Source organism: Sphingomonas piscis (assembly GCF_011300455.1).
GTDB lineage: Bacteria > Pseudomonadota > Alphaproteobacteria > Sphingomonadales > Sphingomonadaceae > Sphingomicrobium > Sphingomicrobium piscis.
The window spans coordinates 67,265-81,182 of record NZ_CP049869.1 but is presented as its reverse complement, the minus strand read 5'-3'; the positions used below and the strand labels follow the sequence as shown (position 1 = coordinate 81,182).

The following is a 13,918-nucleotide window of genomic DNA, read 5'->3' as shown; positions in this document are numbered from 1 at the left end:
GTCAGTTCAGTTGCGTGTTACAACCTTAGTCGAACAGCTTGGCGAAGCGCCGCGGCTCCCGGTTCTTCCATGCGCCACGGTGGTAAGCGTCGCTGGCGAGCAGCGGCAGCACGGAGGTCGCCTCCGCGAACACCATCTGCTCCATCGCGGTCGACACCTTGCCCCACGACGCCGCTTCCTGAAGCGTCGAGGAGGAGCAGGCGCCGTCCCGGACGTCGGCAACGGTGATTTGCACCGCATATTTATGCACCTCGACGTCCTCGTGGCCGAGGATCTCCGCGCATACAACCGTGTCCTGCGTGAAGTTCTTCGGAACGCCGCCGCCGATCATCAGCAGGCCGGTGGTGCCCGCCTTGATCTTGATGTCGGTCAGCTCACGGAAGTCGGCGATGCTGTCCATCGTCATGTTGCGACGGCCCGCCTTCATCGCATCGACCTGGTGCTTGACGAGACCGAAGCCCGCCGAGCTGTCGGTGAAGGCCGGGCAGAAGATCGGCACGTCATGCTCATAGGCGAGCTTGACGAGGCTGTTCTCCTTCTTGCCGTTGCCCTCGCTCAGCCACTTGCCCATCTCCTTGATGAACTCACGGCTGCTGTACGGGCGCGGCTCCAGACTGTCGGCGATCTTGCCGATGGTGAAGTCGCAATCCTGAAGCTGCTCTTCGTCGATGTACGTGTCGTAGATGCGATCGATGTAGAGCGAGCGGAGCGTATCATCGTCAGGAATTTCATTGGCTTGATAGTGCTTGTGGCCAAGCGCTTCGAAGAAATCCATGTCGACGATGGTAGCGCCGGTGGCGACGATCGCATCCACCATGTTCGAGCGGACGAGTTCGGCATACAGGTCCATGCAGCCACCGGCCGAGGTCGAGCCGGCGATCACCAGGATGATCGAGCAATCCTTGTCCTCCAGCATCTGATTGTAGATGCCGGTGGCGCGCGACAGGTCGCGGCTGGTAAAGCTCATCTTGCCCATCGCTTCGACGATCGGACGCGCATCGAACTTGGTGATGTCGATATGCTCGACGGTGCTCGACAGAAGCTCCGCCTTGCGGGTGTCGTTGATCTTGGTCTCGGTGTTCATGTCATGCTCCATAGTCGCCGCGCCGAGGGCACGACAGCAGGATATGGCAAGTCGTTGCTTTCGGGGGACAGCCTCACCCCATCGTCATCTCCCGCCGAAGCGGGAGATACGAAACTTTAGAGCTTCACCACGTTGGACCGGGCAGGAGCCTCGACCTCGGCATAAAGCGATGCCATCGGCTCATCATCAACGATTTCGGAGTTTACCACCCCGAAGCCGTTAAAGCCGGTGCGCATCGCGCAGCCATAGGCGCCAAGCATCCCAACCTCGATATAGTCGCCGGCGCGGACATCGGCGGGAAGCTCGAACGGCCCAGCCATATGGTCGAGATCGTCGCAGGTCGGGCCATAGAAGCTGAACTCTGCCGGACGGGTGTTCGATTCCGGCTCGCGAAGCAGCTGGACCGGATAGCGCCAACCGATGTGCGCCGCATCGAACAAGGCGCCGTAGGCACCGTCGTTGATGTACAGCTCGTCGCCGCGACGCTTTTCGACGCGAACGATCAGGCTCGCATATTCGGCACAGAGCGCACGGCCCGGTTCGCACCAAAGTTCGGCCGAGTAGCTGATCGGCAGCGCTTCGAACGCGGCGTGGATGACGGAGAAATAATTCTCCAGCGCCGGCGGCTCCATGCCCGGGTAGGCAGAGGGAAAACCGCCACCCACATCGACGATGTCGACGGTGACCGCCGCTTCGATGATCGCATCGCGAACGCGCGACATGGCTTCGGAGTAAGCGGCCGGAGTCATCGCCTGGCTGCCCACATGGAAGCAGATGCCGAGCCCGTCGGCCGCCTGACGAGCGGCGAAGAGAAGAGCTTTCACTTCGTCGGGTTGAGCGCCGAACTTGGAGGCAAGGCTGAGCTTGGCATGATCCGAGCTGACACGGATGCGCACCAGCAGGTTAAGATCGGTCGCTGCAACACCGTCCGTAGACGTCGCACCGACGATCTTCTCCAGCTCTTCGAGCGTATCCAGGCTGAAGGTGCGAACGCCATGGTCGAAGTAAGCCTCGGCAATCGCTTCCTCGGCCTTCACCGGGTGCATGAAGCAGAGTGTCGCTTCGGGAAGCGTAGTCGAAACCAGGCGCACTTCGCCGATCGATGCGACATCGTAATGCGTGACGCCGGCGTCCCACAGGATCTGCAGAAGATCCGGAGACGGATTCGCCTTGACCGCATACAGCGACCGGCCCGGAAACTTCTCCACAAAGAAGCGGGCCGCGCGCCGTGCAGCGTGCGGTCGAAGGAGCGTCACCGGCTGAGCCGGACGCAACCTGGCGATGTCGGCACCGGACCGGGTGCCGAGAGGGGCTACAGCTAGCCCCAGCGCGCGATGATGCTGGTGCAATTCAAGGGACCTCCAAATGCCTTACGGCAAACGTTGACGAAAGCTGCCTTGCGGTTGGAAGTCCCATGGGGCAGCGGAAGCGCGATATATGAAGGGGGTCCGGCCAAGTAAAGGAATTTTGGCGCTCTAATTGGCGCTGAAATGCGGTTTGTCGCTAAACGGTCACGATCCGGCGAAAGCCATTGTCGTCCAAGGACTTAACAGAGGCAATCAGCGGCGCTGCACGCCTCGGAAGTAAGCGATGGCGTCCTTCGGCGAGAGCGTAGCCATGGTCTTCCGTCCAAGGAAGAAAATCGCCGACGCCGCATCGCGGGCGGACGAGTCGGGCACGAGCCGGTCCAGATATTTGAGCCAGAAGACCGATAGCTGTGCCAGCAGTCCGGCAGCACGTGAACGAAACAGCGCCGTCGCAGCCTGATTGATGGACCAGACAAGGGCAGCGAAGGGTCCAAGCACCGCACCGGAATCGATCAGGTCGAAGCGCCGGAATAGCCACCGATGTCCGCTGTCGGTAAAACGGGTAAAATCGTAGGCGCCTTCATGCACGCTCTGAAGAAAGGGCGTCTCCGCGTAGACCAGGCCATCGGCCTTCAGCACACGGGTCAGCTCATCCACGACGCGCTGCGGATCGAGCACATGTTCCAGTACGGCCTGGATCCACACCGCATCGAAGACTTCGTCAGCAAAGGGCAATTGATGAGCGTCGGCGATTAACTGGATGTTCTCGGAAGCGTAGATGTCGAACCCGACAACGCGCAGGTTGGGCGTACGGTAAAGCGCACCCGCCCCATCGCCGACCGCCCCTCCGCCAATGATGAGGATCAGCGGTGCATCCGAAGTTTGACTAAGCTCCGATATCAGTCGGTCGGCATTGCCTGCTGCCCGGTTGTTGGCGGGATGGAGAAGTCCGCTGATGAAGCGCTTGGCCCAACCCTGAGGCTTCCGTTGCAACACGCCCGTTGCCCTGCCGAGGTCCGATGGTTGAAGCACGGAGCAACCGAAATCCACCAGAACGGGAAAGCCGTGTTCAACGGGGAAGGGTTCTTGCCCCAAGGTGCACGTCGGGTTGGAGCAGCGGAGTTGCGCCGCGCCCTCCGCATCCTGCAAAGAGGATTGGCAAGCCGGGCAGCGGAGAAGCGGCCGAACCTCTTGCAAAGGGCTGAGTGGCACGCCGGCTCCTTAATCGCGATCAGAGGAGCAGGGTTTTGCCGCTTCACCCGGCGATTGCAACGATCCGTTATGCAGCTGCGGTGCGGTAAGTACCTGGGTCAAGGTGAAGCGGGCTGGAGGTCTCCACCGCCCGGGTCAATTCTTCAAGCTGAGCGGCCAGCGTCTTGAGCTCTGCAGCAAGGAACCTGCGCTCATTTTCGGGCACGCAGTCCGAAGCCTCGAGCAGGGTTTCGAGCATCATGGCAATGCACGGCAAGATCGTTTCCTCGATCTTTTCGAACGCCTCTTCGAGTCGTGCCTGCTGGTCGCTGCTGATCATAAGCTCCATAGTGGAGCAATGAGGGTTAAACAGTTGTGAAAGAAACGGCGAATTTCTCGGGAATAGCTGCGCTGGCGCTTTCTTTGGCGATGATTGCCGCAATCCTGCTCATCGTCGGCGGCGTTCGCCTGGCGTTGCGGAAAACAGAAGGCCGGCGAGGAGCGCTGATGGTCCTCGCCGGCCTTGTGCTTATCGGCAATGTTCTGGTCTGGACGATCTAGCGGATCGGGCAGCCAGGGCTGAGCCGGTAGTCGAGATAGTTGTCGACGCTGTTCATCAGCAGGTCGAGCTCGTTGGCGAAGAAATGGTTGGCGCCAGGGATCGTGTCATGAGCGATCGTGATGTGCCTTTGGGTACGCAGCTTGTCGACGAGCTTCTGAACGGCACCCGGGGTCACCACCTCGTCGGCCTCGCCCTGGATGATGATGCCCGACGAGGGGCAGGGGGCAAGGAAGCTGAAGTCGTACATGTTGGCAGGCGGCGCAATCGAGATGAAGCCGCGGATCTCCGGCCGGCGCATCAGGAGCTGCATGCCGATCCACGCGCCGAAGCTGACGCCCGCGATCCAGGTCGTCTCGGCTTCAGGGTGGATTTGCTGCACCCAGTCGAGGGCAGACGCCGCGTCGGACAATTCGCCGATGCCGTTGTCAAACGTCCCCTGGCTCTTGCCGACCCCGCGAAAATTGAAGCGCAAGGTCGCGAAGCCGCGGTTGACGAAGGTTTTGTAGAGCAACTGCACGATCTTGTTGTTCATCGTGCCGCCGGCCTGCGGGTGCGAGTGGAGGATCATCGCAACAGGTGCGCGGGGACGGGTGCCCGGGTGGAAACGGCCTTCGAGGCGGCCTTCGGGACCAGGAAATATGACTTCGGGCATGAATGTGCGGCTCTCGCGCAAGGAATAAGGATTGCCGGGCGGTGCGCCGCGGCGGCGGCTCCTATATAGGCAGGGTGCTCAAAGTGGCAATCGGCAGGAAAGCGGCACAATTGAACGGCCCAAAGCGCGTCTATCTCGATCATGCGGCGACTACGCCAGTGCTGCCGGACGCGCGTGCTGCCGTGTTCCAGGCGCTCGAGCGTTGGTCGAACCCCAGTTCGCCCCACACAGACGGGCGAGCCGCCCGCGCGGCGCTGGAGAAAGCACGCAGAACCATCGCCGATGCGCTTGAATGGCGGCATGACGTCGTCCTGACCTCCGGCGCCAGCGAGGCAATCCTCATCGCCGCGAGGCAGGCAAAGGTGCCGGGACGGGCAATCGGCGCCACGGAGCACGATGCGGTCCGCGCGGCCTTCGGTCGGGCGAAGGTCGTCCCGGTCGGTGAGGCGGGATTGATCGATCGTGGCGCGTTGGCCGAGATGATTGCCGGCACGCCCTCGCTCGTCGCGATCCAGCAGGTGAACAATGAAACGGGTGTGATCCAGCCGATCGACCAGATTGCCGCCGAGATCCGGGCCGCAGGATCGCTTCTTCTTGCCGACTGCGCCCAGTCGGCTGGTAAGCTGCCGCTTCCGGACGCAAACTTCATCTCCGTTTCCGCACACAAGCTCGGCGGCCCGCCAGGCGTGGGTGCCCTGCTCGTTCGGGACCTCGCCCGCCTCCACGCCGTCGGCGGCCAGGAGAAAGGGTACCGGCGGGGTACGGAAAATCTTCCAGCGGCGGCCGGCTTCGCGGCGGCGCTGAGCGCGGGGGCATATGACATGGCTCGGTTGAGCCAGTTACGGCAGGCGCTGGAGAAGGAGATCGAAGGTGCGGGCGGCACCGTCATCGGCAATGCCGCACCTCGACTCGCCACCATCGGCTGTTACGCCATGCCGGGTGTCACGAGTGCAAGTCAGTTGGTGCAGTTCGACCTCGCCGGTTTCTCGGTCTCCGCCGGGAGCGCCTGCTCCTCGGGAAGCATGAAGCCAAGCCGGGTACTGCAGGCGATGGAGCTACCGGAGGAGGTCGTCGGCAGTGCGATCCGGGTCAGCTTCGGCGCGGACACAACGGATGACGACGTGGCTGCCTTCGTGGCGGAGTGGCGTCGGATCTTTGCCAGAGCCCAGCGGAGCGCCGCATGATCTACCTCGACTATCAGGCGACCACCCCGGTCGCGCCGGAGGTGGCCGACGCGATGCGCCCCTGGATCGAGGACAGGTTCGCCAATCCGCATTCTCCCTCACGCTGGGGCCGGGAGGCCGACGCCGCCATCGAGGTCGCACGCGGACAGATTGAGCGCGCGATCGGCTTGGGTGGGGGATCGGTCGCCTTCACCAGCGGCGCCACGGAAGCGTTGAATTGGGCCTTGAAGGGCAGCACGGAGAAACCGGCGCCTGGCCGCAATCGCATCGTCACCATTGCGACCGAACATGCGGCGGTGCTCGACACTTGCGAATGGCTGGAGGGCAGGGGCGTCGCGGTCACTCGTCTCGGCGTTCAGCCGTCAGGCATCGTCGACCTGGAGCTGCTGCGGGGGTCCCTGGACGGCAGCGTGCTGCTGGTGGCCGTCATGCTGGTCAACAATGAGATTGGCGTCGTCCAGCCCATCGCGGACATCGCCAAGGAAGCGCACGCCGTTGGGGCGCTGATGCTGTGCGATGCAGTGCAGGGCCTCGGCCGCATCGACATCCCCCAAGGTCCGGACCTCGTCGCTGTGTCCGCGCACAAAATTCACGGGCCGAAGGGCGTCGGCGCTCTGTGGATGCGCGACGGCGTCGCTCCCGAGCCGTTGCTGCACGGAGGTGGGCAGGAGCGGGGGCTACGCTCCGGCACCTTGTCGCCTGCTCTTTGCGTCGGCTTCGGCGCCGCGGCCAAGCTGGCGTCAGAGCGTCGAGACGCCGACGCGGCGCATGTTTCGCAGCTTTGGGATGCGGCGCTGGATGCTCTGGGACCGGATTGGATGGTGAATGGAAGCACTGACCGGCGGTATCGCGGCAATCTCAACCTTCGGCGCGAGGGCTTGGACGCTGCCCGCCTGATGGGCGACCTGCGGGACATCGCGTTCTCACTTGGCTCGGCCTGCGCAAGCGGCTCAGGGCGGCCGAGCCATGTCCTACGCGCGCTTGGGCTCAGCGATCGTCAGGCGCGGAGCTCCATCCGGCTTGGTTTCGGGCGCTATACGAGCGAATCGGACCTTGTCGACGCCTGTCGGCGCATTGACGCCGCGGCAAGGGCTCAGCACAACCTCGCCGCGTGACCCTGATCCGCTTTCACCATTCCGACGGCACCCTCGACCGAGAAGTTGACGCGCCTGCCGGCCAGCGGCTGCTCGACGTCGCCTGGAAGGAAAAATTGCCGCTGGAAGGCTCGTGCGAGGGCGTGATGGCTTGTTCGACTTGCCATGTGATTGTCGATCCGGCGGATTTCGCGCGATTGCCGCCGGCGAGCGAGGAGGAGGAGGACCTGCTCGACATTGCCGCCCATGCGACCCGCACGTCGCGGCTCGCGTGCCAGATCCTGTTGGAAGAGGATCTCAGGACATTAAGCGTTCGAATCCCGCCGGGTGCACGCAACTGGCAGCGCGGCTGACCTTGCGGCGGGGCCGCTCTTCGACCATATGCCCGCTCGGAAGTCGGCGGACGGGGCTGTCGCCAACCTGGTCAGGTCCGGAAGGAAGCAGCCACAACGATTTCGCACCGGGTCGTCGGCTTCCACCGCATAAGCTGTCCAGTGCAGCGCAGCAGCCGGAAGAGCCCGCGCATGCCGGGCTGCATCCCACAACGCCAGCAGGACCGACGACGCGAATTCCCTTCGCGCAGGCCACCGCTTAAGACCCGATCCATGGACGACTTCGAATCGCCAGCCCTCGGCCTCGACTTGCCGGAGCCGCCGCCGCCGGCAGGCAGCGCGGCATACCGGGTGCTCGCCCGCAAATATCGCCCGCAGACCTTTTCCGAGCTGATCGGTCAGGATGCGATGGTGAAGACGCTTGGCAATGCGATTGCGCGCGGCCGCATTGCTCATGCCTTTCTGCTGACGGGCGTTCGCGGGGTCGGAAAGACGTCGACGGCGCGGCTGATTGCCAAGGCGCTGAACTGCATAGGGCCTGACGGCACAGGCGGCCCAACCATTGACCCCTGCAACATGTGCGAGCCTTGCCGCGCAATCGCCGAAGGGCGGCACATCGACGTGATCGAGATGGACGCCGCTTCGCACACCGGCGTGGACGACGTCCGCGAGATCATCGAGGCGGTCCGCTATGCTTCGGTGAGCGCGCGTTACAAGATCTACATCATCGACGAAGTTCACATGCTTTCAAAGAACGCGTTCAATGCGTTGCTGAAGACTCTTGAGGAGCCGCCCGAGCACGTGAAGTTCCTGTTCGCCACAACGGAGGTGAACAAGGTACCGGTAACGGTGCTGTCGCGCTGTCAGCGGTTCGATCTTCGGCGCATCCCGGCGGAGAAGCTGGCGGAGCATTTCGCCCATGTGGCGGGGCTGGAGCAGGTACGGGTGGAGCCCGAAGCGGTGGCGATGATCGCGCGGGCCGCGGAAGGATCGGCGCGCGACGGGTTGTCGATCCTGGATCAAGCGATCGCGCACGGTGGCGGTGATGTCACCGCCGAGCAGGTTCGCGACATGCTGGGGCTTGCGGATCGCGGGCGGATCCGGCGCCTGCTCGATCTCGTGCTCGCGGGCGACGCCACTCAGGCGCTTGCTGAACTCGACGAAGCGCATGATCTCGGCATCGACCCCGCCGGGCTGCTTCGCGGCCTCATGGAATCGCTTCATTCGGTGACTCGGACCAAGGCGGGCGCGCCGGCCGATGCCTTGTCCTCGGCGGAGCAGCGGCAGTCCGCGGAGGAACTAGCGCAGCGGCTTGGTTGGGGACAGATCCACCGACTGTGGCAGATGCTGCTCAAGGGCCTCCAGGACGTGCAGGTCGCGCCCGATCCCCAGGAAGCGGCGACGATGTCGCTTCTACGGCTGATCCACGCAGCCGACTTGCCCGATCCAGCGACGTTGATGCGCAAGTTGACGGCGGACGCAGCCGGAGGCACGGCCTCACCGGCCGAGAGAGCCCAGCCCGGAGTCAGCACGGCCATATCGAAATTGCCGAACGACTTCAAAGCCTTGATCGCCGCTATTGAAGGCTCGGGCAAACATCTGCTGGCGCAGCAACTGCACGATCACGTCGGACTGGTGCAGTTTGCGCCACCAGAGCTCATTTTGAAGCCGATGCGGCCGCTGGGACCCGACTTTGCCCGCGACCTAGCCGCGGCGATGCAGGGTGCCACCGCAACCAAGTGGCAGGTCTCCCTGTCGGATGGACCGAGCGAACCCTCGCTGCTCGATCAAGAGAAAATGGCGGAAGAGCGCGCGCGCGACTCGGTACTTGCCGACCCAAATGTAAAGGCTGTCCTGGAAGCATTCCCCGACGCCAGCCTTGAGTCTTACATATCAGGAGCAGCATGACATGCCCGACTTCGATGAAATCATGAAAATGGCTCAAAATGCCCAAGCCGAGCTCCAAAAGGCTCAGGACAACCTCGATAAGGTCGAGGTTGAGGGTGCGAGCGGCGGCGGTCTGGTGAAGATCCGTGCCACCGCCAAGGGACGTATCCTCAACGTCGATCTCGACGAAAGCCTGCTTCAGCCGTCCGAGAAGACGATGCTGGAGGATCTGATCGCCGCAGCGCTGAACGACGCGCGGACCAAGGCCGACCAGGCTGCCAACGCCGAGATGCAGAAGATGTCCGCCGGGTTGCCGTTGCCGCCAGGCTTCAAGATGCCCTTCTAAGCATCGCTGGACCCGCGCGGCGCCTTCCCGTAAATGCGCCCGCAACCCCGTAAGTTCTGAAGGAAGTCGCGACCCGATGGCCGCTCAATATGCATTTGTGATGAAGGACATGTCCAAGTCCTTCCCCGGCGCGCCCAAGCCGGTGCTCAGCAACATCAACCTGCAATTCTACCATGGCGCCAAGATCGGCATCGTCGGCCCGAACGGCGCCGGCAAGTCGACTTTGATGAAGATCATGGCCGGCGTCGACAAGGAATTCTCCGGCGAGGCTTGGGCCGGCGAGAATGTGACCGTCGGCTACCTCGCGCAGGAGCCGCAGCTCGATCCGAGCAAGAATGTGCTCGAGAACGTCAAGGATGGTGCCCGCGAGGTGGCCGACATGGTCGACCGCTTCAACGCCATCTCGGCGGAGATGGGGGATCCCAAGGACGATACCGACTTCGATGCGCTCATGGAGGAGATGGGCGAGCTCCAGGGCAAGATCGATGCCGTCGACGGCTGGACGCTCGACAACCAGCTCGAGGTCGCGATGGAGGCTCTTCGCTGTCCGCCGTCCGATGCGTCAGTCGAAAATCTCTCGGGCGGTGAGAAGCGCCGCATCGCGCTAACCAGGCTGTTGATCCAGAAGCCGTCGATCCTGCTGCTCGACGAACCGACCAACCACCTGGACGCGGAAAGCGTGCAATGGCTGGAACAGCACCTCAAGGAATATGCCGGCGCGGTGCTGATGATCACCCACGACCGCTACTTCCTGGACAATGTCGTCGAGTGGATCCTCGAGATCGATCGCGGCAAGTATTTCCCGTACGAAGGCAATTACTCGACCTACCTGGAGAAGAAGGCCAAGCGGCTCGAACAGGAAGAGCGCGAAGAGTCCGGGCGCCAGAAGGCGATCAAGGACGAACTCGAATGGATCCGGCAGGGCGCCAAGGCGCGCCAGACCAAGTCCAAGGCACGTATCGCCAAGTTCGACCAGCTTGTTGCGAGCCAGGAGAAGCGGACGCCCGGTAAAGCCGAGATCCTCATCCAGGTGCCCGAGCGGCTCGGCGGCAAGGTCATCGAGGTCCGGAACGTCAGCAAGGCGTACGGTGACAAGATGCTATTCGAGGATCTCTCGTTCACGCTCCCGCCGGGTGGAATCGTCGGCGTGATCGGCCCGAACGGCGCCGGCAAATCGACCCTGTTCAAGATCATCACCGGTCAGGAAAAGCCCGACTCGGGCGAGGTCGACATCGGCCCGACCGTGCACCTCGGCTATGTCGACCAGAGCCGCGACCATCTCGACCCCAAGAAGAACGTCTGGGAAGAAATTTCGGACGGGCTCGACTATATGAAGGTCAACGGCCACGACCAGTCGACCCGCGCTTACGTCGGTGCTTTCAACTTCAAGGGCCAGGATCAGCAGAAGAACGTCGGCAAGCTGTCGGGCGGTGAGCGCAACCGCGTCAACATCGCCAAGATGCTGAAACGCGGCGGCAACGTGCTGCTGCTCGACGAGCCGACCAACGATCTTGACGTTGAAACGCTTGGCGCGCTCGAAGAAGCGATCGAGAATTTCGCCGGATGCGCCGTGGTCATCAGCCACGACCGCTTCTTCCTCGATCGCCTCGCGACCCACATCCTCGCCTTCGAAGGCGATGCGCATGTGGAATGGTTCGAGGGCAACTTCGAAGCTTATGAAGAAGACAAGGTGCGTCGCCTGGGCGAGGAAGCGACCCGTCCGGGCCGCATGACCTACCGTCGGCTCACCCGCTAGCGGAAATAGCGCCGCCGCGCCTTATCTCGGGCGCGGCGGCAGTTTGCGTTAAAGCGCGACTTCGGCCTGATTTTCGCGCTGATGGTCCCTGCCCGGATCACGGCCGAGCATCTTCAAGGCGGCGGCGACGAGGGTAGAGCCGCTATGCGCCTCCCACACGTCCGCACGTTCCGTGTCGAAGCGGAGCAGAAGCAGGTCGGGGTCATCCTTGCCGTCCTTGTACCAGGAGGCGATGAACGGATTCCACAGACGTTCGATAATAGCGCGATCATTGGCCGGCACCAGCGTGCCATGAACGTGCGCGAACACCTTGTGGTCCTTGGACGAATATGTTGCGACGGCACGGTGGCCGCTGCCGATTGCCTGGCCCAGCGCCTCGCTCTTGGCGGCGAAGAAGTAGAGTGTGCCGCCGTCCTCGGCGTCTTCGGCATCCACCTGCGCCGTCATCGGCCGGGTGCGGCTGTCTTCGACGCCTTGCAAGCCGAGCATCATGAAAGGGGAGTCATCAAGCGCTTCCCAGAAGCTGCTCCGCAGCCGTTCTTCGCGTTCGCCTTGGGTTTCTTCTGCCATGATATGCTCCGTTGTTTTGCGCAACGAACGGTCATGACAGCGGCGCGTTCCGGTCTACCTGCGAACGGCGGTATGCCTAGCGGAGGCGTTTCACCAGCTGGCGGCCATCGGCAGCGGTCTTCACTTCGAAGTTCGGCAACGACCGGATCAGGTCGGATAGCTTTGCATGGCCATAGTTCCGGGCCGAGAAGCTCGACACGGCCGTCGCGCGCTGGCCCAGCTCTCCGAGCGAGGCATAGCCCTCGTCATCGCGCTTGGATGCCTTGTACGCCGCGCCGAGGACCTGCAGCAGATCGTTTTCGAGCTCGCGCGGGGGTTCGGTCGCGCCGCCATTGTCCTGTCCGGATCGTTCCAGCGCAGCGATGTCGAAGAAGCGCGTGCAGGCTTGCTGAAAGGGCAGGGGCGTCTTCGTCGTGCCGAAGCCGTAAACGGGAATACCGTCCTCGCGGATGCGTTGGGCGAGCGGCAGAAAGTCGCTGTCGCTGGACATGATACCGAAGCCGTCAATGCTGCCGCGATAGAGCAGGTCCATCGCATCGATGATCATGCGCATATCCGTTGCGCTCTTGCCTTTGCTGACGTCGAACTGCTGGATTGGAACGATCGACTGCTGGCCCGAGAGGTTGGCCCAGCCTTTGAGGCTAGGCTTCTGCCAATTGCCGTACACGCGACGTACGTTGATGGTGCCGAACTCGCCGAGAACCAACAGCACCTCGTCGAAATGGTCGGGAGAGGCATTGTCCCCGTCAATCAGGAGCGCGATATTGCTGTCCCTCAGATGAACATTGTCGTTCATGGCGCGAATCCTCTCTCTCCGTCCCGTCTTACCCTATCGATTCCGGAACGAAATGCCCGGTTGCGCACTTAATCCGAACACAGGGGCGTGCAGTTGAAGGATAAAGAAATGAAGCGTCTTGGACTTACTGCAGCCATTGCCGCCAGCGTTGCGGTGACGGGCTGCGCTTCGAACCCGTACGGCTACAATGGTTATGGCAATCGCGCGAGCGACGGCCAGGTTGCAACCGGTGCCGCCGTCGGTGCCGGCGTCGGCGCGTTGGCCGGTGCGGTTCTGCCGGGCGTGAAGCCGATTACCGGTGCGATCGCCGGCGGTATCGCCGGTGCCGTGCTCGGCGCCACCGTCAACGGGCGTCAGTACTACCGCGACACGAGCGGCAATTGCTACTACGTCGACCAATACGGCCGTCCGCACTACAATTATAACGTTCGCTGCTAGTCACTTAGCTGCGACTGCTTAGACGGGGCGGAAAACACCTTCCGCCCCGTCGAGCAGGTAAAATTCACCCTTAGCGATCGCGAAATGTCCGCCGTGAAGCTTCAGCTTCCCGGCGTTTTCGCGTTCGGCAATCCAGGGGAAGGTGCGGAGGTTGGCCAGGCTGACACGCACGGACTCCAGTTCCATTGCGAGAATGGCCTCGGGCGTGATGTCGCTATGTTCGGCGCGCACCTTGTCTCGTGCGTCCTTGAGCAACGCCACCCACTCGCCGATGAAGTGGCCGGCGCCGTGTCCGGCATTGTCAAAGCCGCCCGTCAGCGCCGCTGCGCAGCCGCCGCAGGAGCCGTGGCCCATGACGAGGATCTCCTCGACCTCCAGCTGGGTCACTGCAAACTCCAATGCTGCCGAAACACCGTGACGCCCGGGCGTCGTTTCGAACGGGGGAGCCAGATTGGCGACGTTTCGTACGACGAAGATCTCGCCGGGACGAACGTCGAAAATCTGCGCGGGATCGACGCGGCTGTCGGAGCAGGCGATCACCATGACCTTGGGACTTTGACCTTCGGCGAGTTCCGACCAGCGGTCCCGCTCGTGCGCCCAGCCGTCGGTACGGAAGCGGCGATAACCTTCGATGAGATTGCTTAGGTAAGGCATGGGGGCGCCGCTAGCGCGCGTGAGGCGGGGGTGGCAAGGCTCGCGTGCAATCGCTATCTGCACGC

General features: G+C 62.9%; 16 protein-coding genes, 1 other RNA gene and 1 pseudogene. 9 read left to right on the top strand and 9 right to left on the bottom strand.

The genetic code is table 11. The features are described 5' to 3' along the window. Positions 1 to 25: 25 nt before the first annotated feature. The 5 genes and pseudogenes from G7077_RS00400 to G7077_RS00385 all read right to left on the bottom strand — a co-directional run bounded on the left by G7077_RS00400 (position 26) and on the right by G7077_RS00385 (position 3,922). Positions 26 to 1,084 carry a 1,9-bis(guanidino)-5-aza-nonane synthase gene (locus G7077_RS00400; RefSeq protein WP_166410003.1) on the bottom strand — a complete coding sequence of 353 codons (1,059 nt, stop codon included), beginning with the start codon at positions 1,082 to 1,084 and terminating at the stop codon, positions 26 to 28. A 116-nt stretch (positions 1,085 to 1,200) separates the two neighbouring features. Then, positions 1,201 to 2,433 (bottom strand): type III PLP-dependent enzyme, encoded by a 1,233-nt coding sequence (locus G7077_RS00395; protein ID WP_166410002.1) that lies wholly within the window; start codon positions 2,431 to 2,433, stop codon positions 1,201 to 1,203. Positions 2,434 to 2,643: 210 nt separating this feature from the next. Next, a complete protein-coding gene (locus tag G7077_RS00390; RefSeq protein WP_166410001.1) occupies positions 2,644 to 3,387 on the bottom strand; it encodes a class I SAM-dependent methyltransferase in 744 nt (247 codons plus the stop codon). Between the two features lie 135 nt (positions 3,388 to 3,522). Further along, a pseudogene (locus G7077_RS14450) lies at positions 3,523 to 3,603 on the bottom strand (hypothetical protein); the annotation flags it as partial. A gap of 67 nt (positions 3,604 to 3,670) precedes the next feature. Next, positions 3,671 to 3,922, bottom strand: coding sequence for a hypothetical protein (locus G7077_RS00385; protein ID WP_166410000.1), 252 nt, complete (start codon positions 3,920 to 3,922; stop codon positions 3,671 to 3,673). 35 nt (positions 3,923 to 3,957) lie between these two features. On the opposite strand from G7077_RS00385, the gene G7077_RS00380 reads away from it, so the two are divergent. Further along, positions 3,958 to 4,143, top strand: coding sequence for a hypothetical protein (locus G7077_RS00380; RefSeq protein ID WP_166409999.1), 186 nt, complete (start codon positions 3,958 to 3,960; stop codon positions 4,141 to 4,143). Here the strand turns inward: G7077_RS00380 and G7077_RS00375 are convergent. Continuing rightward, positions 4,140 to 4,796 (bottom strand): alpha/beta hydrolase, encoded by a 657-nt coding sequence (locus G7077_RS00375; protein ID WP_166409998.1) that lies wholly within the window; start codon positions 4,794 to 4,796, stop codon positions 4,140 to 4,142. The two genes, G7077_RS00380 and G7077_RS00375, sit on opposite strands and share 4 nt — an antisense overlap. A 110-nt stretch (positions 4,797 to 4,906) precedes the next feature. On the opposite strand from G7077_RS00375, the gene G7077_RS00370 reads away from it, so the two are divergent. From G7077_RS00370 to ettA, 7 genes are all read left to right on the top strand, one after another. Beyond that, the gene (locus G7077_RS00370; protein ID WP_246167242.1) at positions 4,907 to 5,980 is read left to right on the top strand and encodes a cysteine desulfurase family protein; all 1,074 of its coding nucleotides are present in this window, start codon (positions 4,907 to 4,909) and stop codon (positions 5,978 to 5,980) included. After that, a complete protein-coding gene (locus G7077_RS00365) occupies positions 5,977 to 7,095 on the top strand; it encodes a cysteine desulfurase family protein (RefSeq protein ID WP_166409996.1) in 1,119 nt (372 codons plus the stop codon). The genes G7077_RS00370 and G7077_RS00365 overlap by 4 nt, the downstream gene beginning before the upstream one ends. Next, entirely contained in the window at positions 7,092 to 7,427 is a 336-nt protein-coding gene (locus tag G7077_RS00360; RefSeq protein WP_166409995.1) for a 2Fe-2S iron-sulfur cluster-binding protein, read from the top strand. Before G7077_RS00365 ends, G7077_RS00360 begins: the two co-directional genes overlap by 4 nt. Positions 7,428 to 7,462: 35 nt before the next feature. Then, positions 7,463 to 7,557: signal recognition particle sRNA small type (gene ffs, locus G7077_RS00355), an RNA gene on the top strand. 122 nt (positions 7,558 to 7,679) lie between these two features. Beyond that, entirely contained in the window at positions 7,680 to 9,314 is a 1,635-nt protein-coding gene (locus G7077_RS00350) for a DNA polymerase III subunit gamma/tau (RefSeq protein ID WP_166409994.1), read from the top strand. Between the two features lies 1 nt (position 9,315). Further along, on the top strand, positions 9,316 to 9,639 hold the full coding sequence (locus G7077_RS00345) for a YbaB/EbfC family nucleoid-associated protein (protein ID WP_166409993.1): 324 nt from the start codon (positions 9,316 to 9,318) through the stop codon (positions 9,637 to 9,639). 76 nt (positions 9,640 to 9,715) lie between these two features. Further along, the gene (gene ettA, locus G7077_RS00340) at positions 9,716 to 11,395 is read left to right on the top strand and encodes an energy-dependent translational throttle protein EttA (RefSeq protein ID WP_166409992.1); all 1,680 of its coding nucleotides are present in this window, start codon (positions 9,716 to 9,718) and stop codon (positions 11,393 to 11,395) included. Positions 11,396 to 11,443: 48 nt separating this feature from the next. On the opposite strand, the gene G7077_RS00335 is transcribed toward ettA, so the two are convergent. Then, positions 11,444 to 11,965: a pyridoxamine 5'-phosphate oxidase family protein gene (locus tag G7077_RS00335; protein ID WP_166409991.1), complete on the bottom strand. Its 522-nt coding sequence runs from the start codon at positions 11,963 to 11,965 to the stop codon at positions 11,444 to 11,446. 76 nt (positions 11,966 to 12,041) lie between these two features. After that, on the bottom strand, positions 12,042 to 12,761 hold the full coding sequence (locus G7077_RS00330) for an NYN domain-containing protein (protein ID WP_166409990.1): 720 nt from the start codon (positions 12,759 to 12,761) through the stop codon (positions 12,042 to 12,044). 108 nt (positions 12,762 to 12,869) lie between these two features. Between G7077_RS00330 and G7077_RS00325 the strand changes: the two genes are divergently transcribed. Further along, positions 12,870 to 13,199 carry a hypothetical protein gene (locus G7077_RS00325; protein WP_206367651.1) on the top strand — a complete coding sequence of 110 codons (330 nt, stop codon included), beginning with the start codon at positions 12,870 to 12,872 and terminating at the stop codon, positions 13,197 to 13,199. 18 nt (positions 13,200 to 13,217) lie between these two features. Here the strand turns inward: G7077_RS00325 and G7077_RS00320 are convergent, their stop codons facing one another. Then, positions 13,218 to 13,853 (bottom strand): carbonic anhydrase, encoded by a 636-nt coding sequence (locus G7077_RS00320; protein WP_166409989.1) that lies wholly within the window; start codon positions 13,851 to 13,853, stop codon positions 13,218 to 13,220. Positions 13,854 to 13,918: the final 65 nt, after the last annotated feature.

Coding starts and splice junctions, on each gene's coding strand:
- G7077_RS00400 (WP_166410003.1), bottom strand. CDS start 1,084: ATGAACACCGAGACCAAGATCAACGACACCCGCAAGGCGGAGCTTCTG.
- G7077_RS00385 (WP_166410000.1), bottom strand. CDS start 3,922: ATGATCAGCAGCGACCAGCAGGCACGACTCGAAGAGGCGTTCGAAAAG.
- G7077_RS00375 (WP_166409998.1), bottom strand. CDS start 4,796: ATGCCCGAAGTCATATTTCCTGGTCCCGAAGGCCGCCTCGAAGGCCGT.
- G7077_RS00365 (WP_166409996.1), top strand. CDS start 5,977: ATGATCTACCTCGACTATCAGGCGACCACCCCGGTCGCGCCGGAGGTG.
- G7077_RS00350 (WP_166409994.1), top strand. CDS start 7,680: ATGGACGACTTCGAATCGCCAGCCCTCGGCCTCGACTTGCCGGAGCCG.
- G7077_RS00345 (WP_166409993.1), top strand. CDS start 9,316: ATGCCCGACTTCGATGAAATCATGAAAATGGCTCAAAATGCCCAAGCC.
- ettA (WP_166409992.1), top strand. CDS start 9,716: ATGGCCGCTCAATATGCATTTGTGATGAAGGACATGTCCAAGTCCTTC.
- G7077_RS00335 (WP_166409991.1), bottom strand. CDS start 11,965: ATGGCAGAAGAAACCCAAGGCGAACGCGAAGAACGGCTGCGGAGCAGC.
- G7077_RS00330 (WP_166409990.1), bottom strand. CDS start 12,761: ATGAACGACAATGTTCATCTGAGGGACAGCAATATCGCGCTCCTGATT.
- G7077_RS00325 (WP_206367651.1), top strand. CDS start 12,870: ATGAAGCGTCTTGGACTTACTGCAGCCATTGCCGCCAGCGTTGCGGTG.
- G7077_RS00320 (WP_166409989.1), bottom strand. CDS start 13,853: ATGCCTTACCTAAGCAATCTCATCGAAGGTTATCGCCGCTTCCGTACC.